This window comes from Dehalobacter sp. TeCB1, from assembly GCF_001707455.1.
GTDB classification, from domain to species: domain Bacteria; phylum Bacillota; class Desulfitobacteriia; order Desulfitobacteriales; family Syntrophobotulaceae; genus Dehalobacter; species Dehalobacter restrictus.
Window position 1 is genome coordinate 42183 of the sequence record NZ_MCHF01000020.1, and the last position, 22825, is coordinate 65007.

Here is a 22825-nt window from a genome sequence, read left to right on the forward strand (position 1 = left end):
TCCTGTCTTTCAACTTGCTTTGAGGAACTATCTATTTGCTTTAAGCTAGTTCAAATTGCTTTATGATATAAGGGAGACATTTCTCTTAAGCGCTGCACGATCTTCGGAAGCTCCTGTAACACATAATCGATCTCTTCATCCGTATTCTGTCTGCCAAGCGAGAGCCTCAGAGAACCATGGGCAACCTCGTGGCTTAAACCCATGGCCAGTAAAACATGCGAAGGATCCAAAGATCCCGAAGTACAGGCCGAACCGCTGGAACCGGCTATTCCAACCAAATCGAGACTTAAGAGCAGTGATTCTCCTTCAATAAAATTAATGCTGATATTGACATTGTTCGGAAGACGCTTGGCGCCACGCGGGCCGTTCACCTTGACACGATCAATGCTGGCGAGGATTCCGTCGAATAATTTATCACGGAGTCTGACCAGTTCAATATTTTCGTCTGCCATCCTTTGTCCGGCCAGCTCACAGGCTTTGCCAAAACCAATGATCCCCGGAGCGTTTTCCGTACCGGAACGGACTTTTCTCTCCTGCGAACCGCCAAAAACAAGCGGAGAAATCCTGACGCCTTTGCGAATGTATAAAGCCCCGACCCCTTTCGGGCCATAGATTTTATGGCTCGATATCGTTAACAGGTCAACATTCATCTGATTTACATCGATTGGCAGTTTTCCAAGAGACTGGACGGCATCGACATGGAACAGGATCCCTTTTTCCCTGGCAATCCGGCCTATTTCAGCGACAGGCTGAATCGACCCGACCTCGTTGTTGGCGTGCATAATACTGATTAAAATCGTGTCCGGACGGATTGCTTTTTCTATATCCTGAACACTTACCAAGCCTTCCTCATCGACCGGCACAATGGTTATTTCGTAGCCGTTTTTAGCCAGGTATTTAAAAGTATCCAGAACAGCATGATGCTCAATCGCCGAAGTAATCAGGTGCGTGCCTTTTTTTGCTCTTATTCTGGCGGCACCCTGAATGGCCAGGTTATCAGCTTCCGTTCCGCCGCTGGTAAAGGTAATCTCCGAAGGATTTGCTCCAATCAGAGATGCAACCTTTTCTCTGGCTTCGTCGATGGCCTTATGAACTTGTCTTCCAAAGGAATGTACGCTGGATGGATTTCCGTAGTACTCTGTAAAGTACACCATCATTAACTCTGCCACCTGCGGGTCAACCGGCGTTGTGGCACTATGATCCAAATATATTCGTTTCATCTTATCCCCCATTAAGCAGCTCTTATCTGTCGACAATTATCTGACAGATCGTAGCAAAATCATCATCTCAGACACCTATTGAAGAAATCCCAAGTTTTCTCCGCCGCTACCTGCTTCTTTTAGTAAATCAGCCAGAGAAATAGAATCAACGACACCGTTGATGGAATCCCTAACCTTCATCCATACTTCCCGCGTTACGCAGAAATCTGTTTTCTGGCAGCAGTCTTCTTCCGACTGGGTAACGCACTCGACTGGTGCGATCGGCCCTTCCAGTACCCTGATCACATCGCCGATATTGATTTGTTCAGGGCGCTTGGCCAGTTCATACCCGCCCTGGGGCCCCCGGATGCTTCTGACCAGCCCTGCCTTACGCAGCTCAGGAACGAGCTGTTCCAGATAATGCTCAGATAGTTTCTGCCTGTCAGCGACAGACTTCAGGGAAACCGGACCATCAGCCGCGTGCTGGGCTAAATCAACCATGATTTGTACGCCATATCTGCCCCTGGTAGAAAATCTCACGCAATTCACCTCATGCCATGCAAAATGTTACCCTTCGTCAGTACGCTTATATCCTACTAAACCAATCGGAATTTGTCAATAAGCATTCTGGTTATTCTTTTGCAATTTTATTTGATATAATGGATTCATCTTTCATAACATTTCCTTTTTATTATTGGTTTATCAATGATCAAGTATATCTGCAAGAATAATTTTGGAGGAAAAAGAAAATGAATCTTTTTTCGGCTGCTTTTGACTCCGGCAAAGTTGCTCCCCTGGCCGACAGAATGCGTCCCCGTACCCTCGAAGAATTAATCGGCCAACAGGAAATTCTTGGGCCCGGCAAACTTCTGCGCCGCGCCATTGAAGCAGACCGGGTGACATCGATCATTTTATACGGTCCGCCTGGAACAGGTAAGACATCCCTGGCCCAGGTCATCGCCAATAAAACAACCTCAAACTTTATCCGGATCAATGCTGTTTCTTCCGGCGTCAAAGAGCTCAGAGATATTCTGGAAAAAGCCGAGGAAAGGCTGCATCTTTATCAGCAGAAGACGCTTGTGTTCTGCGATGAAGTCCACCGTTTCAACAAAGGCCAGCAAGATGTTCTACTCCCGGCTATTGAACGCGGTATGATCACCTTTATCGGAGCAACCACTGAAAACCCTTATTTTGAAATCAACTCCGCTCTTTTAAGCCGTTCCACGATTTTCAGACTGAATCTTCTTTCAGAACATGAACTCCGTCTGGGGCTTGAGAATGCCTTGAAGGACAATGAGCGGGGTCTTGGTAATTACCATACGGAGATTACAGCAGAAGCCTTTCAGCATTGGGTTGATTTCGCCGGCGGAGATTTGCGCCGGGCGTTAAATGCGCTCGAACTCGCAGTTCTGACCACAGCTCCTGAAGACGGGATCCGCAGGATTGATCTGGAAACCGCCATAGAGTCCGTTCAGGAAAGACACTTCCGTTTTGACAAAAATGGTGACAACCATTACGACATGATTTCGGCGATGATCAAAAGTATGCGCGGGTCCGATCCTGATGCAGCCCTGTATTGGTTTGCTGTTCTGCTGGAATCCGGCGAGGACCCTCGGTTCATCATGCGCAGGATCATCGTGCATGCTTCCGAGGACGTCGGCCTTGCTGATCCGTCAGTCATGCTCCAGGCCCATGCCGCAGCCAATGCCTTGGAGTGGGTTGGCCTGCCTGAAGCCAGAATACCGATGGCACAAGCTGTCCTGGCTATTGCGACTGCTCCGAAAAGCAATTCTGTTGTTGCGGCGATCAATCAGGCTCAGGAATACGTCAAAGCAAACAAAGCCGGCCAAGTGCCGCTGCATCTGAAAGATGCCTCTTATCCCGGCGCCAAGAAGTTTGGCCATGGTTTAGACTATCTTTACCCGCATGCTTATCCGGGCAACTGGGTCGAACAGGACTACCTGCCCGAAGAAGCCAAGGGAGCAAAATTCTTTGATCCGACCGGTCGCGGGATAGACAAGAACAGAGGAAAACCGACTTAATAAACTTACCTAATCTGTGAGAAAAATAATTTTTCTTTCATGTCAATGACAAATAGTTGGCAACAATTAAAAATCCGAGCAAAAAAAACGCACACCTCGCTGTCTTTTAGCACAAGTGTACATCGATAATCTCTAAGAAAAGAAAATCAGGCTAACTGTTCTTCTTTTCTCTTTTCTTTTCATACATGACCTCATCCGCTTTTGCCAGTACATCATTCGGGGTCTGGCATCCCTGCAACGGGGCAATCCCGAAACTAAGGTCGACCTTCGGTTCAATATTTTTCACATAGTCTTTAAATTCTGCTTTGACTTGTTCCAAAACTGTCTCCACGTGTCCGCTTTCACCAAAATAAATAATAATAAATTCATCGCCGCCCCAGCGGCTGATCATATTTTTCCCATTATCAAAATACCGCCTTAAAATAGCCCCCAAACGTTTAAGTCCATCGTCTCCGGCTAGATGTCCTTCTTTATCATTAATCATCTTAAAATTATCAACATCAAGCATGATCAAATGACCGTTATGATTTCCGGATTCAAACTGCTGCTGTAGGATCTCATTAAAATTTCTTCGGTTCAGCAGCCCCGTCAGCTCATCAAAGTGAGCGAGTTGCATGAGCCTTCGATTCGTCTGGTAGTAAGCATCAGCAAAATAGCGTACAACTAAGAAACTCAAAAACAGGACAATTGGAATCTGAATCAGCTGGTCCACGAAAAAACTGCCGGGATCCAGTATGGGTATTCTTTCCGGGAAATAATGGGCGTAAGTGTGGACACCGATAAAAGCCAGAATAATCACAGCGATAATTGTATTGCGGTACCAGCCGTCAAGAATGTAACTGGCGACAATCAAGAGAAAAAATACATACGCAATCGTAAAGCTGTTACTTCCTCCGGCATCGATAAAACCAAAAGGCAGAACAATCCCTGTCAGAACCAAAAAGAACAAAAATTTGCTGCGGTCGGAAAAACCTCTATGTCTTTCATACAATATACTGCATACTGCTAAAACGAGTAAAAAAATCCATTTAATATTGAGGCTTAATGGGTAGCCTACGGCAAGATTTCCAATAATTGAAAACGCTGATAGCAGTATCATGGCCTTTAACAGGACTAGATAAAACCCCTGCTTAAGATTCGTTTCCTTCACTAACCCCATCTCTATTCTTTTTTTAAATTAATACCAGTCATATTGAAAATCATAACATGATATTTTTTGGATAACAATCATAATTTTGGAAGTATTTTTCAAAATGATTCATATAGATGTATATTTTTACCTGTAATCTTTAATCTGAGCATCAAGACAGAACAATACCCCGGAAGAGCCGGGTCATTCGTATATTTATTATTTTTATTAATACCAGTATCTAGCTTAAAATGTTCTGGCTTTTTCTTCGGCTTCCTGCATTTTTTGGGAGAGTTCTCCCTGCGCATCAAATCCGATAACATCAAGTTGTTCCGCAGCGATTGTTGTAAAGTCGGTGATGCCCAGAAAACCGAAAATTGTTCTTAAATACCTGTCACCCATTTCATAAGCACCGCCTGCTCCTTCCGAATAAGCGCCGCCCCGGGTTACGATATGAACAGCTTTTTTTCCCTGGCATAAGCCCACGGGGCCTTGTTCGGTGTAATGAAAGGTAATCCCGGTGACCGTAATATTATCCAGATAACATTTGAGAATGGATGGAAAACTGAGATTCCACATTGGAGCAGCGATAATGATTTTATCACTGGCCTTGAACTCATAAGCATACTTTAAAACGGGATGATTGATGGAATCCGCGTCCTTTGGACCAAAAACAGATTGTAGATCCTCAGCAGACAGCGGCTTGACACCTTCCTGGTAGAGATCGTGGGTAATAATCTCATCACCAGGATTGTTTTGCCTGTAGGCGGTGATAAAACTCCCTGAAAGGCGAAACGTCCTCGACTGCTCATCCGGCTTGGGATTTGCTTTAATATACAGTACTTTAGCCATAATTTTTATCCTCCATAATCATTGACAATCTTCAAATAGTTTTAGTCATTTTTGATAAAGCTATGACTGCCATTTCCAACCAAAACAATCATCTTCGCTTTGGCTGCTTTTGCCGAATTTTTCCCTTTCCCTGGAGCTTTTCCTGCAGTTTCTCCAGCGCCTGGCGTATCTCCGGCTGCAAAGCGTCTTCCAATTTAGGATCTTCCAGATCTCCCATGCTGGCAAGGCTTTCCACATAGGAATCCCGAAGACCCCGATTGATTTCCACGAGCTGATAATCTTCTTTAATCCCGGCAAGCAGAGTGTCCCTGCTGCTGAGAAAGGTTTCTGAAGTTTCCCGGACTAATTCTTTTGCCGACTTTGTCCGGACCGGAGCTTTTTGTTTGGCAGCCCGAGTTTCCGTTTTCTGGTGATCTTTGTGTGGGAGGGCATCCCTGGTCTCTTCGAGAGCAGCTTGAAAATAATTGATTTCTTCCATGAGCTTTGCCGCCCATTCCTTAACTACCTCAGGGCTCCGGGTAACGATAAAGGCCTCCTGAACAGATCCGCCATTTTTCAGTAGGATCTTACATCCGGTCGGTGTCTCGTATTGATAGGTCGCACCGCGTTCCCTGGTATTGGTTACATCAATCACCCCGGGAATAATGTCTGTGATTTCGCGGCGCTTACTCAAATCCTCCAGCCAGTCCAGGGCGCCGGTTATGATGCTGTGTTCCCTTTTAATTTTATTGCGGCGAAATTTCATATGATAACCTCAAACTGTGCGATGGACAGGACAAAAATAATTAAAAAAACAGATGCTGGATATCAAAATTTCCTTTTTCACTTAAGTTTAATAAGCCCATCGAAAACTGTGGCTGTCCTCTTCTTTCTGTTGGAGATCCAGGATTGAACAGTAATACCCCTTCATAGACATTTTTATAAGGTATATGGCTGTGTCCAAAGATAATCATATCTACATCTTCTCCCGAAAAGAAATTGTAAGCCCTTTCCGGGGTATTCTTTCCGGATCCAAGATAACCATGCGTAACACCAATCCTTAGAGAACCTAGTTTGGCTATGATTTTCTCCGGCAGCTCTTCCATTAACCAGTCACAGTTTCCTCTGACTGCAATGACCGGTGCAATCAAATCCAGTTCCTCAATCAGACTCTTCGTCACAACATCTCCTGCATGAATAATTGTATCAACCTCACTTAAAACATTCCAGACAAATGAAGGGAGTTTCCGTCCATAGCGAATATGTGTATCAGAAAGAATGGCAATTTTCATTTCTTTCCTCCCGTTCTGTCAGACTGCTTTGGATACATGTTCCACATTTAATACTTTTCGGATTATTTGGTTAATTTCGTATTTATATAATAGTAATGAATAATTGCTGATTTGCCAATAGCTGTCTACATAATTTAACAGACAATATGTAAAAATAAACAGAGATATTCATCTCTGTTCTCTTCATTGTTATAGAACGTTATAAATACTGGCATTGACATTTTAAGGTTTTGCGAATTTCGTTGGCAACCCTCCAGGTTTCCTGCAAATGAGGAGTAAGCAGCTCTATCTTGCCGCTGAATCGGTCTACAAGCAGATCGGGGCTCGGATCACCGTCAAGGTCTTTATTGGAATGGCGGATATCTATCGCGATTTTATTGTCGTCAAACACAGGCGGAACAAAATAATTGAGTACTTCTTCTGTCGCATCTATCAGATCAGCCACTTGATCATCCGAATAACCTTCCCGTAAAAGAATCTCTTTAACCTGAGGCAAAGAATGATCTAAAGTAAGCAATATCTGCGCCCTTCTGACCATTTCAGGATCTATATTCATTCTGCCACCTCTTTTCATTAGCTGCTTATCAACATTTTTCCCTGTAAGACGGAACAAATACTACTATATTTTTTACTGACTTGGTGTTCTTGCCCAACATCAAATCTTTATTTTAATATATGTGCTAATTTAGTGGAGGTTAGAGTATGTTAAAATTTTTTTCGCTGCCTGCTGTTCTAGCAGCAATCTCCGGAGCTGCAATGGCCGTGCAGGGAACGCTGAATTCACAGCTGACGCAAAAAACTTCTTTGCTTTCTTCGACGCTGATCGTACACATCATTGGCAGTTTGATTGCCCTTTTGGCCGTATTGGCTTGGAAAGTACCTATGTTTGGGCATAAATGGCTGCAAATCCCCTGGTATCTCTATTTGGGAGGAGCGTTAAGTGTCGGAATCGTTGCCTTAGTCGCCATAACGATATCCAGAATCGGCGTATGCAATGCCACGACAGCCATTATCCTTGGACAAGTCGGCCTTGCGGTCATTATTGATCACTTTGGGCTTTTCGGGGTCCAAAGAATAAGTTGGAATCCGTGGCAGTTGCTGGGTCTTGCACTTTTTATCGGTGGGGCAAAGCTGCTGTTTAAATAAATACTAGATTGTTCCGGAACGGTTATTGATCATATTTAAATTCAAGAGGATATTATAAACTTCTTCCGTGACCACGTATTTGTGAATATTGCCATTAGCGGAAAGCAGCAATATTTTTGTTGCTTCCCCTTTCCGATCTCCATCGATCAGCCTTATAATATACGCATAGCTCTCTGTCGACAAAGAAAGTTGCTGAAACTCGTTGTCGCCGACAAACAACGCCCAGTATCCGTCTGAGATTTCACTATCCCCAGTGTAGATGGAATTATAGACACTAGTTGTATCCGTCCCATCCCCTGTTGTGGTATCCTTAACCTCACTTGAGGTTGGCAGCGTAATTTCGCCTATTTCTTCAGTATTTGCAGTTGCGGAGGTTAGCTGATCGTAAACATTATGAAAAAAATCCGGGAATAGCAAATATCCGACAATACCGACGATGAATATCCATAATGCAAGCACTTTAATATCGCCCCAGATATCATTTTGAGGAGGACGTCCCCAGGCGTTGCTGCGCATAATACCACCCCAAGAAAATATACGTCCATTTATTGGAGAATATGACGTTGCATCTTTTAAATATTCCCCCTACAATTTAACTGAGGTGAAAAATTTTGATGGATTTGCTGCAAAAGAAACTGAAATTGCTGCCGGATAATCCTGGCGTTTATTTGATGAAAAATGCTACTGGTAAGATTATTTACGTTGGCAAAGCCAAGGTGCTGAAAAACCGGGTAAGGTCTTATTTTACAGGGTCCCATGATCAGAAGACCCAAAAACTTGTCAGTGAAATTACCGACTTTGAATATATCCTGACATCTTCTGAGGTTGAGGCTCTCCTGCTCGAATGCAACCTCATCAAAAAACACGACCCGTACTATAACATTATGCTGAAGGATGATAAATCTTATCCGTATATATTAATAACATCAGAAAAACACCCCCGGATTATTGTCACCCGTAAAGTTTCCAAAAAAGCCGGCAAATATTTTGGTCCCTATCCCAATGCAACAGCGGCCAGAGAAACTGCCCGCCTGCTGAACCGGCTGCTTCCTTTCCGCAAATGCAGTCAGATCCCTACCAAATCCTGTCTTTATTATCATATTGGACAATGTCTCGGTCCATGTATCCATCCTATTGAGCCTGAACAATATCAGGAGGTCCTCGATAAAGCCATCATGTTCCTCCGCGGCAATCAAAAAAGCATCATCAACTGGCTGGAAGGAAAAATGACCAAAGCCGCCGAAGCGCTGCAGTTTGAGGCAGCCAGAGAATACCGGGATCTGATTCAAGACCTGAAAACCATCGGTGAAAAACAAAATATTACGCTAAGTGATTTGCGAAACCGCGATATCGTGGCCTACGCGTTTAATGAGGAGCTAATGAATATTCAGGTCTTCTGTTTTCGTCAGGGTAAACTGGTTACCCGGGACAGTTTCTTCTTTGCCTACTACGATGAACCGGAAGAATCATTTCTTTCATTTCTGATCCAGTACTATACGGACGATATGGTCATTCCGGATGAGATTTGTATTCCTGAAATCCAATTGACCGCAGTCATGGACATCCTTCCTCTGACCATACCCAAAAAAGGTAAAACCAAACAACTTCTGGCAATGGCCGCCTCGAATGCTGAGACTGTTCTGAAAGAAAAAATGGACCTGGAAAAAGACAAAAATGAAGAGATTCAGAAAACGATGGCAGGATTATGTGAACTTCTCGGAATCGCTCAGGCCGATACGATCGAAGCCTTCGATATTTCAGGACTGTTCGGCAGCAATATTGTCGGGGGTATGGTTCAGTTTAAAGCCGGAAAACCCTTTCGGGCAAACTACCGCAAATTTAATATTGCTCCGCTCACGAACAACAATGATGATACTGCCTACCTCAAGCATATTATCGGGCGCCGTTATTCCCGTCTGCAGAGAGAAGAATCCGCAATGCCGGATCTGATTCTGGTTGATGGCGGAAAAGGACAAGTCAAAGCCGCACTTGATGCTCTGAAGGAGCTCCGCTTGACCATTCCGGTTGCCGGTATGGTTAAAAACGACCGGCACGAAACGCGCAGTCTGATCAATCAAGCAGGCCGTGAGCTTTCTATTGACACCAGAGTGGAGGTGTTTTATCTGATCCAGCGAATCCAGGACGAAGTGCACCGTTTTGCGATCACTTTCCACAGGCAGCAGCGGATTAAAAACATGACCGCATCGGAGCTGGATGGTATCCCCGGAATCGGGCCAAAACGAAAAAGAATGCTCCTCAGAACTTTTGATTCTTTGGATGCGATCAAAAATGCTGCACCTGAAGAATTTATTAAGTCCGGTTTGTCGGCAGTGGCCGCCCAAGAAGTCTATAACCACTTTCACCACACGTAAAAACAGGTAAGATATTATTTTATATCTTGTTAAAAATTTCTTTGATGTTTGTTTGATTTTTCTTCCTGCCTTGACAAGACAGTCAAACACGTATATCCTAGAAAATGGATTAATGACTCACAAAAACGCGAAAATATAATATATTTTCGTTTTTTGTGTCTTATTCAGGAGTGATATTTTGAAGCACAAATACTCAATTATTATTATCCACCCTGACCACGACAAAGCACCCCGGCAGATTCAGTTTTCAGTCAAAACGAAAAAAATGATTGTTACCAGCTCAGCTGCACTGGGTATCTTTTTCACGGGACTTTTTGCTTATGACATTTACCAGGCTCATTACATCAATGTTTATCAGCAAAAAATTGCCTATGTCGATAAGCTTGAAGATCAGTTGCAGGCCAAGGATCTGGAAATCGCGAGATTAAATGAAAAGACATCCGAAATCAATCAGAACTTGTTAACCATCTCCTCACTGGAATCTAAAATTGCTGGCATTCTTAAAATCCAGCAGAAAAGTACGACGGAAGTCAGCCGGGGCAGTTACTCCGTACAGTCATATTCCGAGCCGGAAAGCCTTGATCAGGCTTCAAATCTGCTCAATTCTCATGTGGAAACCCTGCAGGAGTATTATGATGCTTCCGTAGAATACAAAGACAAGCTGAACCGGACACCGAATATTCTTCCGGTCAATGGCCCAATCTCCTCACCTTTTGGCTATCGCCGCAATCCTTTTGGCGGCTGGAGCAGTGAATTTCATTCCGGTATTGATATTGCCTGCGATTATGGCACACCTGTCCAGGCGGTTGCTGCCGGGACCGTCACTTATGCAGGCTATGACGGTTATTGGGGACGAAGGGTGCAGATTGACCACGGCTATGGCGTTGTAACGTTTTATGCCCATAATTCCAAACTGACAGTCAAAGTCGGAGACACGGTTCAGAAAGGCGAGATTGTCGCGTACAGCGGAAATTCCGGCCGGAGCACCGGCAGCCACCTTCACTACCAGGCCTATGTTGACGGCGAACTCGTTGACCCGACAGTCTTTACTACCTATACCGAAGCGCAATAAACAAAGGAGCGGCTAAGCATGTTTAGTAAAAAAGAAAACGACACAAAACCGGTTATCCGCAATATCAGCACGAACACAAATATTACATACATTGCCGAAGACTGTGAACTCAAGGGGTCTTTGGTATCGAGCGGCAATATTCGGATAGACGGCAAGCTCGAAGGCACTGTTGAAGTCGGTGGCGACTTAATCATCGGTCAGTCTGCCTCAGTAAAAGCCAATATTTCTTCTGCTACAGCAACGATTACGGGTGTTGTCTGCGGGAACATTAAGGTCGAAGACCTGTTGGAATTAAGTCCTACCTCCCGCCTCTACGGGGACATCACCGCCAAACAGCTTAAAATCGACCAGGGCGCCATCTTTGTCGGTACAAGTTCGATCGTCTCTGACAGTATAGATCATCGCGATGATGCTTCCCCTGAAAAAAAGTCCTAAGAAACAATGCATATTCGGATTCGGAGTTTTGCAGGAATGCTGTAACAGCAGCCCAGCAAAACTCCTTTTTTAGCTCTGTGTCAAATATGAGGAATTTTTTCGTCCAATAACATATCTTCTTGAGGTCTAAGTTCTTAGATATTATAACATACGATATTTTTATTTATTTTATTAATTTCGCTATGGTTAGAGGCATATTGAAAATTTTTTTGAGTTATAACTTTATTTTTTTTATTTTCTTTCATAAGTACTGACAAACAAGCTTTGACTACCTCACTATCATATAAAACATTACTATGTTTTAATACTTCAGCCATTGCTTCTCCTAAACCACGGGCAGGTCTATAAGGTCTATGAGAAGACATCGCATCTATCGTATCCGCAACAGCTAATATCTTTGCTTCTATAAGTATTTCATTATTTCGTAAACCATTTGGGTACCCAGAGCCATTCATTCTTTCATGATGCTGTAAAATTATTTTAGCAATTGGCCAGGAAAAGTCTAAGGTCTTAATAACTTCAAAACCATTCTGAACATGCTCTTTGATTAAATTGAATTCATTATCTGTTAAATTACGAGGTTTATTAAGTATATCTAAAGGTATAGCTATCTTTCCAATATCATGTAGTAGTGCAGCTACTTTTATTCCTTTAATTTGTTCCTCCGGTAATTTCATTTCTTTGGCTATAGCACAAGACAAATTAGCAACATTTGTTTGATGAGAAGCCGTATATGAGTCCTTTTGTTCTAACAGTTCACTCAATGCTGTAATTGTAGATTGTGAAAGGATTTGTAATTTCTCATTGGTTTTTTTTAGTTTTGCTTCCAATGACTTAATTGCTTCCTTTTCCATTAATAATTCCGTTTGCACTTGCTTATACTTTGACATTTCACACATATATTCAAAGCGAACATCCCTGCCGTCCCTCCAACGGATTATCTTATTGGTAATTTCAAAATATTTATTTACAAAAGTATTATAATGTTCCCAGATATATGGTTTGTCCTTGGTTTCTTTTATAATTTGATTTGTACAAAAAATACATGGATAATCTTTATTATGCAAGACCTTATAGCATAACTCTCCTATCGGTTCTCTACCATAAATATCTTTAATAAATTTATTTGCATAAAGTATTTTGTAGTTTTCTATATCCGAAACGTAAATTCCCGCATTGATGCTATCAAACATAGTACAGTATTGAATACGTTCGAAATTCATGCTTTTTTTCGCCATATCATTTGCAATAGTTGAACAAAGAATTCTAGCAATAGACTGGAGAAAGTTAACATCAACTTCCAGCCATTCACGATAATTTCCCCATACATCAAAACCTAAACAACCGTAGTATATATTTTTAACAAATAACGGGATAATAAAAAGAGATTTTATCCTTTGGTTAAGTATTATTTTTTTTGTCATCTCATCGGGAATATCTTCAATGTCTGAAAAACATATTATTTTATTATTTTCCACTTGATTTAGTAACCAAGGTGTAAAACATTCCGACATATCATGAAGATTATTTTTTTCGTGCACGATACCGGGCGAAACCCATACAAAATTATTATTTATATTTGTTTCTTGATAAGGTTCTAATAAATAGGCTCGACTAACTAATAGAGTTTCTCCAAGAACTTGAAGACTTTTATTTATGCAATCGTCTATATCACTATCTTCAAGAGTAATAAGAGAAACTTTATTTAGCAATTGTTCATATATGAGTCTGTTTTTTAATGAATTTATTAAATTCCTTTTTTCAACAGCCAAATGTGTATGCAAAAATGCTTACTCACTTTCTAAAAGAAGTTTTATAATTTTAGAAGAAGTGTAAATCGGCTACCAAATGATCGTCATTTTAAATTTAAAAAATTCTTATTTGTTCTTAATTATACTATTATAAAACATTTTACTCAAGAAAAATTTTGTTTTTCAAAATATTTTTATTACTAAATATTTATTTAAAGCTCCATGAATGGTCAATAGCCGAAAAGCGGTTGGGGACACGATATAAACCCCTAAATTTACAAAAAGATACTGCCAACAGTATAAAACTATTAACAGCATCTTATAGGTTTGGAGTTACTCTTATTTAGGGGGTTATCCCTACAATACAGAACCTTATCTTACATACCACTTTTGATGGTAGTCCCTTGGATTGTAGGATATCGAGAAGTAAATGTTGCGGCTTAGGTCAAGTAGGTTTTCCCACCAGGATCCCTTTGGTTTCCTGCAAGGGCGGTTTCCCCTTCCTCCTGGTCTGAAATGTTGCCATTTCTCAGAACTTGATCGCCACTTAGTCCGCACTTCAATCCTTCTCAATAAAACGCTCTAGAAGTTTTCCTTAACACTCCCGGTCACCCTAGCCTCTTTTGCAGAAAAGAATTTCCGGCAGGTATAACGGATGTTTGCCAACACCAGTTAACCAATCATCGCCTTTCCAACTTTTCCACCTCAAGGCAGGCTACACTGCACTAAGTTCCTTCCTAATGCAGGTTCATCCCCAAGCCGTAGCTATGTTTCAAACCACGTACCTGGGCCTCCACGGATAAAGGGTAGCGCCCACATGCCATTGCGGATCCCCCTCTGTCCTTAACTCCCAGCAGCAGCCCACGACTGGGCGTCCCAAGCCACCACCAGGAACTTCATCGGTATGCCCTTAGCGGATTCTTAGGCCCGCCCTCGAATGACCGTTTCATGCACTAGAATAACGCTCCATGATCCAAAGGAACCTTACACATCTGAAACTAAGATATAATTAGTTTTCACTAGTTCATTTTTATTAGCTTCCACATCATTTTATACATATAGCTTCCATATCATTTTATACATAATCCGTATTTTTTGCAAAAGCCGGATGTACTATAAAGCGAATTCATACCGCAGATAACTGAACGTTCGTTGATTAAAGAATCGTCTATTTCCGTCAGTTGATTATTTTCGGCTAAATTCGGCCAAAACAGTCTATATTGCCGACCAAAAACCACACCATTATTTGCCGTTTAAAAATAAAAGTCGATCAAAATTATGTATCATTTTTTTTGTGATATTTTTCCCATAGCGAACCATCAGCATATTGGCTGGATGAGATGTGATTTCCTCATCGTCCGTATCTTTAATAAGCAGATCCGTATGCGTCATCAGACGGCGCATCATTTCCCTGTATTCCCAAATCGGCAGGTTTGTTCCATCCAAATCCCAGTGCCAGTAATATTCTGTTGCAATCACAATATAGTCTTCCATTTTTTCGTCACCGAAAGCAGCTTCCAGCATCCTGCGGGCTACTCCATAATTGCGGTAGCGAGGAGACACTTCAATCGCTCCGAGCTCCAGAACCTTGTCTTGTCCGGATGACCACCGTTCAAATTCATCCGGCGGATGAAACGTAATATAGCCGACCAGCTCCCCATTGATTTGGGCTGAGACGACTTTTCCCTGTGGAAGACAGCTGATCTCAACAATGGCTTTTTTTTGTTTGGCAGCCGGACGGAAAGCTTTTAATTGCTGGTCAATTTCAAGCTTTTCCAAGATATCCGGAGATGTCACCCCGGATATCAGCAGTTCCCCTTTCGAAGTCTGGATAGTACAGGTAATGTTGATCCATTCCTCTTTATTCATTTACCCATCCTGCTAGGTATTCCGCCTGATCCGATGTCAGGCTGTCAATTTGCAGTCCAAGTGAATGAAGCTTCATCAGCGCAACCCTGTTATCCAGTTGTTCCGGAACATTAAAAACTTTGTTCTCAAGCCCCTGGTTTTTTACCAGATATTCGAGGGCCAAAGCCTGCAACGCAAAAGACATATCCATTACTTCCACCGGGTGACCGTCTCCTGCAGCTAAATTCACCAGTCTGCCTTCAGCAAGCAAGAAGATTTTTCTCCCGTCTTCAAGGGTAAATTCTTCAGTGTTGGGGCGGACCTTTCTTTTGGAAACAGCCAGAAGACTCAGGTCCTGCTTAGAGATTTCCACATCAAAATGACCGGCGTTCGCCAGGATTGCACCATTCTTCATCCGTGCAAAATGATCTTTTGTAATGACATTTTTATTGCCAGTCACGGTAATAAAGTAATCTGCCATAGAAGCGGCTTCCTTCATCGGCATGACCTCGTATCCATCCATCCAGGCCTCATTGGCTTTAACCGGGTCAACTTCACAGATAATGATTTTCGCCCCAAGCCCTCTGGCTCTTAATGCCACACCTTTTCCGCACCATCCATAACCAACGATACAAACCGTTTTTCCTGCAACGACCAGATTGGTTGTCCGCAGAATTGCATCCCAGACGGATTGACCCGTTCCGTATCGGTTGTCAAATAAATACTTGCTTCTGGCATCATTGACGGCCATCATCGGAAATTCAAGCTTTCCTTCCCTGGACATGGCTTTTAATCTGAGAATACCTGTTGTGGTCTCCTCCGCTCCACCTCTAACCTGGCCAATCAGTTCCCGCCGGCAAGTATGAATTGTTGAAACGAGATCCCCACCGTCATCAATGATATAATCAGGCCCAAAATCGAGGGCCTTATTGATATGCACTTTATACTCCTCATCTGTCGCACCGTGCCAGGCATGAGCCCTGATGCCGTTTTCGACCAGAGCCGCTACCACATCATCCTGCGTAGAGAGCGGATTGCTGGCGACCACAGCAACTTCCCCGCCTCCCGCCTGAATTGTCAAGGCCAGATATGCGGTTTTTGCTTCCAAATGAAGGCAGATGACAATTTTTTTCCCTGCAAACGGGCGCTCTTGAATATATTGATCCCGAAGTGAATTCAACACCGGCATGTACTGTTTTACCCAGTCTATTTTTCGTTGTCCGTCAGCAGCCAGCCTAATATCTCGAATGGTAGAAACTTCGTTCATCTTAGCACCTCCTCCGCTTTATTATACACGTATTTGTTCTAAAAGTCAGACTGCTTAGGAAGAAAATCAGGCTCCTTTTCAGGACCTGATTGTACAGTCTTGCTTGCGTACTTATGCTGTTTCTTTCGGACTTTTTTCCTTGCTGCAGGCATCAACTTTTTGAGCAATTACATCAAACAGCGCCGACTGATATTCTTCAACTTGCCCGGCATCGGAAAGCGCCGTCAGTCTTGGATCAATCGGCAATTGGCCGAGATAAGGAATCTCATTCGCCGCAGCTTCCTTCTCTCCGGCCGGTTTGCCGAATATCTCAATGCGCTTGTTGCAGTCCGGGCATTCAATATAAGCCATATTTTCAACAAGTCCATAAAAAGTAGCTTTATACATGGTGGCCATTTTTATGGCTTTGCGAACAACCATGTTAGCGAGCTGCTGAGGACTTGTGACAATGACCAAACCATCCACCGGAATAGACTGCAATACGGAGATCGGCACATCGCCGGTTCCTGGAGGCAAGTCAATCAGCAGGTAATCAAGTTCTCCCCAGATCACATCCGTCCAGAACTGTTTCACCAGTTGGGAAATGACCGGACCTCTCCAAATCACAGGATCATCCTCATTTTCGAGCATAAGATTCAGAGAAACAATCTTGATGCCACTCATGGATTTGACCGGCATAATCCCCTTTTCAGCGGCACTTGCTTTGTCTTTGAGACCAAAAATCTTCGGAATGCTGGGTCCTGTGATATCCGCATCGAGAATACCGACTTTATAGCCCTGACGCATCAGGCTTACTGCAAGCATGCTCGTTACAGAGGATTTTCCGACTCCACCCTTGCCGCTCATGACTGCAACAACATTTTTAATATTACTTAATTTTTGAGCTTCAGTAAGTTCCGGAACTGAGGAGCAGCTGCCGGAGCAGGTTGAAGCTGTTGAACAACTGCTGCATGGACTACTCACCTTTTTTACCTCCATTATTCGCTTACAAGTTTTTCCAGCTGATCGAGCAGCTCCACAAAAACATCCAGTGCCTGCTTAACCGGTTCCGGTTTTTCCATATCGACTCCGGCTTGGCGCAGAAGTTCGATCGGATAATCTGAGCCTCCGCTGGACAAAAACGCCAGATACCGCTGTACAGCAGGTTCCCCTTCCTGCACGATTTGCTGAGCGAGAGCCGTCGCTGCTGAAAATCCTGTCGCATACTTATAAACATAGAAAGCATTATAAAAATGCGGAATCCGTGTCCATTCCATATTGATCTGTTCATCCAAGACAATGTCTGACCCAAAATATTTCAAGTTCAGGTCCCGGTAAATTTCGGACAGGTAGTCCGCCGTGAGGGATTCATTCCGTTCGGCTGCAGCATGTATTTCCTTTTCAAACTCTGCGAACATGGTCTGCCTGAACACGGTTCCCCTGAATTGTTCCAGATAATGATTAATCAGATAGGCCTTCATTTTACTGTCATTCGAGGCATTGATCATATGACGCATAACCAGGGATTCGTTCAGTGTGGACGCAACCTCGGCCACAAATATTTTATATCCTGCATAAAGATGCGTCTGGTTTTTATTTGATAAATACGTGTGCAGGGAATGCCCCATTTCATGGGCCAGCGTAAACAGGGAATCCAGCGTATTCTGATGATTCAGCAAAACATAAGGATGGGAGCTGTACGTGCCCCAGGAGTAGCCTCCGCTTGTTTTGCCGATATTCTCATAGATATCGATCCAGCCGGAACGAAATCCTTCGTCCAGAATGTCCAGATACTCTTCTCCCAAAGGTTTCAGCCCTTCGCGTGCAATGGATTTCGCTTCCTCAAACGGAATATGCGTATCCATTTCAGGGACGAAAGGAACATAAATATCATACATATGCAACTCAGTAACGCCGAGGACTTTTTTGCGCAGCTGGATATACCGCTGGAACTGCGGCAAATAGTCATGAACTGTCTGTATCAGCGCGTCGTAAACGGAAAGTGGCACTTTGTCGTCGTCAAGAGCGCTTTGAATCGCAGAATCATAGTGTCTGACCCTTGCATAAAAAACATCGGCCTTGACACTCGCTCCGAGCATTGCCGCCCAGGAGTTTATTTGTTTGCCGTAAGCCGCATACATCGTCGTAAACGCATCCTGTCTGACTCTACGGTCTTTGCTTTCCATATACCGGATAAAATTTCCCTTGGTCAGTTCAATTTCCCGGCCTTCTTCATCCTTGATCGGACCGATTTTCAGATCCGCATCGTTGGCCATGCTGAAAATCGTGCTTGGTGCTGAAGCCAGTTCGCCTGTTTCAGCCAGGATTTTTTCCTCGGCCAGACTCAAGACATGTTGTTTTTGTCTCAAGATATTTTCCAGGTAATGATGATAAATCTGCAATCTCTCATCCTGACGAATCTCACTAAAGCGTTCATCCGGAATAGCCAGGATTTCCGGAACAATAAAGGACAAGGCGCTTCCGGCCTGTACTGAAAGCATTGTCGCCCGGTCTGTCATCCCCTGGTAACGGGAAATCCGGTTATCTTCATCCCTTCTCATCCGGGCGTACGTAAACAGTTCTTCCAGGTTCAGGCTGAAACGGTCTGCCCATTCCATACATTCAACAAAAATGTCCGCACCGCCGGCAAGCTGTCCCTGATATTTTGCGGAAAGCCCAATCATCTTTTCTGTTTCGCTAAACATTGTCTCCCAGTCCTGATCACTGGCAAAAATATCTTCGAGTCTCCATTTATATTCCTGCGGGATTTCTTCCCTTGAACGTAACGTCTCTGACAAACTGATCCCTCCAAATAATTGATCTTCTCGAAATATTATACACAGTAAAAGAAAAAATTACTAATTTGTTGAGCAAATTAATACTAATTGTTTGCCCTTAATAACAAGAATACCAGTCTGTGTAAACGACAGGTTGGTATCTTTTTATTCGGCTAAATCTGCCCATGTTGTATAAGGCTTCCTGCCAAGATTAAGATTTGTGTAGCGCTTCTCGCCGGTTATTTCACGGTCACCGGCAACCCATTCCGGAAATTCCAGCGGATAATCTTCCTGCGGAATTTCTGCATCCACCGTAATCAAGCCGGTATTTTCCTCTTCATAAACATCAATCTCCCAGATTATTCCCTGACCGCTCTTCACTGTATATCTCGTCTTAATGATGGGCGGGCTTATTGCCAAGGACATAAGCTTCCGAACCTCATCCTCCGTTACTTCCTTGGCCGGAGTCTCCAACTCGAACCGCCTGTTTTTCGTATAATAATCCTTGATTGTCAACATCATTTGATTTCCCTTGATTCTGAACCTGACCGATGGTTTTTCCGAAAGATAACCTTGAATCATCCGTTCCCCTTTCTTCAGTTCCGGCAGAAGATGCTGATGAACAAGGTACTTGCGCTCAATCTCCAGTCCCAATATCCCCAACTCCCATACGAGTACCATAATAACCCCTAAAATTACAATAAATGGCGAGCAGATTTCTTGGTAAGACAAGGCGGTATTACGAGAAATCTGCTGACAGTATATGAATTTAGGGTTGACATGGTACTATTGCAAATTTATTTTATAAGCTTCATTATACCTTAAATTTTCCAAGGTCTATATAAGTCTATTTAATTTATTATCTATCTTTAATCTAATAATAAGGTTGAAATTTTGATCAAGTGTCTTCTGTTTTAGCTCCTGGTTTTTTATCGTAATCAACAAGTTTCAAATAACCCCACGTCGCCAATGGGAACCAGATAATAAAGAGGATGATGGGATAAACCAGCGGACCCGTATTTATAATTCCCAGTTTTGAGATCACCTGAGAAAACATCACGCTGTAAAATATCCCGGATAAGACATAAACATAGCGGTAAATATTTTTCTTAGGTAATAAATAGAAGTATATAACATAAAATACTGCCCAGGATATCGGAGCAAAAAAATGCACTGCCATTATCCCGAACTCCTGGTAATTGATATACCCGAACAATCCGGTGAAATAGCCGATGCCCGCCGCAATAACATCAAATATAGCCCCGAATATGATTCCGTAGATCGATAGTCTTCGAATTTCTGCTCTCGGAACAACGGCAACCATAGTCAATACAAAAATAAATGTATAGACCATCGGAATAAATTTTACAGCCATAAAACGTGCTCCTTTACTGAAGAGAATGCTGATATTAATCATTCCTGCTTTTCGGAATTATTATGCAAATGACAGTCCAAAATGTTGTATATCAGGAAACAAAAATCTATGACATGACCAATCATTGTCCAATTAAGAAAGCAATTGATGTTCATAAGGCCTACAAAGCAAAGAGCACTTCTGACTGTTTATGACAGCAGCAGTGCTCTTGCTTATTTTAGCCGGGACATTTGTACCTGCTCGTAATGCTTAATTTTAATACCTGCTCTCTTACTGCTTCCCAATCTGCTGCAGCGCTTCAACTGCTGAGGCATCGGCAAGGGTCGTCGTATCGCCGATTGCCCTCCCTTCAGCAATATCTCTTAAGATTCTGCGGATAATTTTTCCGCTGCGGGTTTTCGGCAATTCTTCCGTAAGGTGAATTTCATCAGGCTTGGCGATTGCCCCGATTTTGGCGGCAACATGATTCTTAAGTTCATTCACCAAGTCTTCCCTGGCTGCAACCCCTTCACGGAGGGTGACGAAAGCTGCGATCGCCTGCCCTTTCACTTCATGGCTTTTACCGATGCAGGCAGCTTCAGCCACAGCCGGATGCTCAACAAGGGCGCTTTCGACTTCAGCTGTACCGATTCGATGACCGGAAACATTGATGACATCATCGACTCTGCCAATAATCCAGAAATAACCGTCTTCATCGATTTTGGCCCCGTCCCCGGCAAAGTATCTGTCTGGCCATGTGCCCCAGTAGGTGTCCTTATAGCGCTTGTCATCACCATAAACCGTTCTGAGCATTGCCGGCCAGGGTTCGGTGATCGCCACGAATCCAACCTCTCCGTTTTGAACCGGCTGTCCGGATCTGTTCAATATTTCGGCTTTGACACCCGGGAAAGGCACAGAACAGGAACCGGGCTTCATGTCGGTTACTCCCGGCAGAGCTGAAATCATAATCATTCCTGTTTCCGTCTGCCACCAGGTATCGACGATCGGGCATCTTTCTCCGCCGATATGCTTGTGATACCATAACCAGGCTTCAGGATTGATCGGTTCTCCAACCGTCCCGAGGAGCCTTAGGCTGTTCAAGTTTCTTTTCTGGGGATAGCTCTCTCCCCATTTCATAAAGGTCCTGATTGCCGTAGGCGCGGTATACAAAATGGTTACCCCGTACTTTTCAATCAGTTCCCAGTATCTGTCCTTCGCAGGATAGTCAGGCGTCCCTTCAAAGAGGAATACCGTCGCACCGTTGGCCAGCGGTCCATATACCAGATAGCTGTGGCCTGTGATCCAGCCGATATCCGCCGTACACCAATAAACATCGTTTTCCTTCAGATCAAAGATGTACTGATGGGTCGTCGAAACACCTGTCAGGTAACCACCGGTCGTATGCACAACGCCTTTAGGCTTTCCGGTGGTGCCGCTCGTATATAGGATGAACAAAATATCTTCCGCATCCATTTCTTCAGCCGGACAATCGGCTGCAGCATCCTTCATCAGCTCATGGTACCAGACATCTCTTTCTCCTTGTACGGCATTATCTAGGCCTACCCGTCTGACCACGATGACTTTATCGATTTCCGCGACACCTTTCAGAGCCTCATCGACATTTTCTTTGAGCGGAAGAACCTTTCCGCGGCGATAGCCGGCATCAGCCGTAATCACAATCTTCGATTTAGCATCATTGATTCTATCCCGAATGGCCTCAGCGCTGAATCCGCCGAAGACCACACTGTGGGGCGCTCCGATTCTGGAGCAGGCCAGCATGGCAACGACTGCTTCCGGAATCATTGGCATATAAATGGTGACAACATCCCCCTTTTTCACACCCAGAGAGCGAAGTACCCCCGCAAATTTGCTGACTTCATGATGCAATTCCTTATAGGTGAGCATTTGGGTATCACCATTTTCGCCTTCAAAAACAATGGCATTTTTATCCGCCCGGGGCCCGGCCAAATGCCGGTCCAAACAATTGTAGGACGCATTGAGTTTACCGCCGTTAAACCATTTGGCAAATGGCGGATTCCACTCTAGAACCGTATCCCATTTTTTGAACCAACTAAGCGTTGAAGCCCTCTCTTCCCAAAAGGCCAATCTGTCTTCTGCCTTTTGATAAATGCCCGGGTCGGAAATGAGAGCATCTTTCCTGAATTCCTCTGAACTCTGAAAGACGTGTTTATTTTCTGAACTTAGGGTAATCTCTTTGGACATCTCTTTTTCCTCCTTACCGACCCAACGATAATTTTTTATTTTTTTCATCATATCACAACCGACTGTCCAAATCGTCTGCTTTGGAGCCAATTGCCCGTATTTAAGGGT

At 43.5% G+C, this 22825-nt stretch carries 21 protein-coding genes; 5 read left to right on the plus strand and 16 right to left on the minus strand.

Features of this window, described 5'->3' with window-relative positions:
- Window positions 1–50: 50 nt before the first annotated feature.
- Together nifS and A7D23_RS05785 are read right to left on the minus strand one after the other, a co-directional pair.
- Window positions 51–1220: a cysteine desulfurase NifS gene (gene nifS, locus A7D23_RS05780; RefSeq protein ID WP_019225785.1), complete on the minus strand. Its 1170-nt coding sequence runs from the start codon at window positions 1218–1220 to the stop codon at window positions 51–53.
- 75 nt (window positions 1221–1295) lie between these two features.
- A complete protein-coding gene (locus A7D23_RS05785) occupies window positions 1296–1739 on the minus strand; it encodes an Rrf2 family transcriptional regulator (protein ID WP_019225784.1) in 444 nt (147 codons plus the stop codon).
- A 209-nt stretch (window positions 1740–1948) separates the two neighbouring features.
- On the opposite strand from A7D23_RS05785, the gene A7D23_RS05790 reads away from it, so the two are divergent.
- The gene (locus tag A7D23_RS05790) at window positions 1949–3241 is read left to right on the plus strand and encodes a replication-associated recombination protein A (RefSeq protein ID WP_025205466.1); all 1293 of its coding nucleotides are present in this window, start codon (window positions 1949–1951) and stop codon (window positions 3239–3241) included.
- 151 nt (window positions 3242–3392) lie between these two features.
- Here the strand turns inward: A7D23_RS05790 and A7D23_RS05795 are convergent, their stop codons facing one another.
- The 5 genes from A7D23_RS05795 to A7D23_RS05815 form a co-directional block, all read right to left on the minus strand.
- Window positions 3393–4400 carry a GGDEF domain-containing protein gene (locus A7D23_RS05795; protein WP_242871504.1) on the minus strand — a complete coding sequence of 336 codons (1008 nt, stop codon included), beginning with the start codon at window positions 4398–4400 and terminating at the stop codon, window positions 3393–3395.
- A 216-nt stretch (window positions 4401–4616) separates the two neighbouring features.
- Window positions 4617–5222 carry an FMN-dependent NADH-azoreductase gene (locus A7D23_RS05800; protein ID WP_068883414.1) on the minus strand — a complete coding sequence of 202 codons (606 nt, stop codon included), beginning with the start codon at window positions 5220–5222 and terminating at the stop codon, window positions 4617–4619.
- Between the two features lie 88 nt (window positions 5223–5310).
- Window positions 5311–5967, minus strand: a complete 657-nt coding sequence (locus tag A7D23_RS05805) for a DUF2103 domain-containing protein (RefSeq protein ID WP_068883416.1) — start codon at window positions 5965–5967, stop codon at window positions 5311–5313.
- Window positions 5968–6007: 40 nt separating this feature from the next.
- Window positions 6008–6493, minus strand: coding sequence for a metallophosphoesterase (locus tag A7D23_RS05810; protein WP_015042461.1), 486 nt, complete (start codon window positions 6491–6493; stop codon window positions 6008–6010).
- 199 nt (window positions 6494–6692) lie between these two features.
- Window positions 6693–7049, minus strand: coding sequence for a hypothetical protein (locus tag A7D23_RS05815; protein WP_068883418.1), 357 nt, complete (start codon window positions 7047–7049; stop codon window positions 6693–6695).
- A gap of 146 nt (window positions 7050–7195) precedes the next feature.
- On the opposite strand from A7D23_RS05815, the gene A7D23_RS05820 reads away from it, so the two are divergent.
- A complete protein-coding gene (locus tag A7D23_RS05820) occupies window positions 7196–7639 on the plus strand; it encodes a DMT family transporter (RefSeq protein WP_068883419.1) in 444 nt (147 codons plus the stop codon).
- 3 nt (window positions 7640–7642) lie between these two features.
- On the opposite strand, the gene A7D23_RS05825 is transcribed toward A7D23_RS05820, so the two are convergent.
- Window positions 7643–8155 (minus strand): hypothetical protein, encoded by a 513-nt coding sequence (locus tag A7D23_RS05825; protein WP_068883421.1) that lies wholly within the window; start codon window positions 8153–8155, stop codon window positions 7643–7645.
- Between the two features lie 98 nt (window positions 8156–8253).
- On the opposite strand from A7D23_RS05825, the gene uvrC reads away from it, so the two are divergent.
- The 3 genes from uvrC to A7D23_RS05840 all read left to right on the plus strand — a co-directional run bounded on the left by uvrC (window position 8254) and on the right by A7D23_RS05840 (window position 11518).
- Window positions 8254–10011 carry an excinuclease ABC subunit UvrC gene (gene uvrC / locus A7D23_RS05830; RefSeq protein WP_068883423.1) on the plus strand — a complete coding sequence of 586 codons (1758 nt, stop codon included), beginning with the start codon at window positions 8254–8256 and terminating at the stop codon, window positions 10009–10011.
- Between the two features lie 178 nt (window positions 10012–10189).
- On the plus strand, window positions 10190–11083 hold the full coding sequence (locus tag A7D23_RS05835; protein WP_068883425.1) for a M23 family metallopeptidase: 894 nt from the start codon (window positions 10190–10192) through the stop codon (window positions 11081–11083).
- 18 nt (window positions 11084–11101) lie between these two features.
- Window positions 11102–11518: a polymer-forming cytoskeletal protein gene (locus A7D23_RS05840; protein WP_068883426.1), complete on the plus strand. Its 417-nt coding sequence runs from the start codon at window positions 11102–11104 to the stop codon at window positions 11516–11518.
- Between the two features lie 134 nt (window positions 11519–11652).
- On the opposite strand, the gene A7D23_RS05845 is transcribed toward A7D23_RS05840, so the two are convergent.
- The 8 genes from A7D23_RS05845 to acs form a co-directional block, all read right to left on the minus strand.
- Window positions 11653–13302, minus strand: coding sequence for an HD domain-containing phosphohydrolase (locus A7D23_RS05845; RefSeq protein ID WP_019225775.1), 1650 nt, complete (start codon window positions 13300–13302; stop codon window positions 11653–11655).
- A gap of 1209 nt (window positions 13303–14511) precedes the next feature.
- On the minus strand, window positions 14512–15138 hold the full coding sequence (locus tag A7D23_RS05850) for a GNAT family N-acetyltransferase (RefSeq protein WP_019225774.1): 627 nt from the start codon (window positions 15136–15138) through the stop codon (window positions 14512–14514).
- On the minus strand, window positions 15131–16384 hold the full coding sequence (locus A7D23_RS05855; RefSeq protein WP_019225773.1) for an adenosylhomocysteinase: 1254 nt from the start codon (window positions 16382–16384) through the stop codon (window positions 15131–15133). The genes A7D23_RS05850 and A7D23_RS05855 overlap by 8 nt, the downstream gene beginning before the upstream one ends.
- A gap of 111 nt (window positions 16385–16495) precedes the next feature.
- Window positions 16496–17347, minus strand: a complete 852-nt coding sequence (locus A7D23_RS05860; protein ID WP_019225772.1) for an Mrp/NBP35 family ATP-binding protein — start codon at window positions 17345–17347, stop codon at window positions 16496–16498.
- A 14-nt stretch (window positions 17348–17361) separates the two neighbouring features.
- A complete protein-coding gene (gene pepF / locus A7D23_RS05865; protein WP_019225771.1) occupies window positions 17362–19161 on the minus strand; it encodes an oligoendopeptidase F in 1800 nt (599 codons plus the stop codon).
- A gap of 144 nt (window positions 19162–19305) precedes the next feature.
- Window positions 19306–19821: an adenylate cyclase gene (locus A7D23_RS05870; protein WP_176714397.1), complete on the minus strand. Its 516-nt coding sequence runs from the start codon at window positions 19819–19821 to the stop codon at window positions 19306–19308.
- Between the two features lie 217 nt (window positions 19822–20038).
- Complete coding sequence (locus A7D23_RS05875; RefSeq protein WP_019225769.1) at window positions 20039–20515, minus strand: hypothetical protein; 477 nt, start codon at window positions 20513–20515, stop codon at window positions 20039–20041.
- Between the two features lie 270 nt (window positions 20516–20785).
- A complete protein-coding gene (gene acs, locus A7D23_RS05880; RefSeq protein ID WP_019225768.1) occupies window positions 20786–22717 on the minus strand; it encodes an acetate--CoA ligase in 1932 nt (643 codons plus the stop codon).
- Between the last annotated feature and the right edge of the window lie 108 nt (window positions 22718–22825).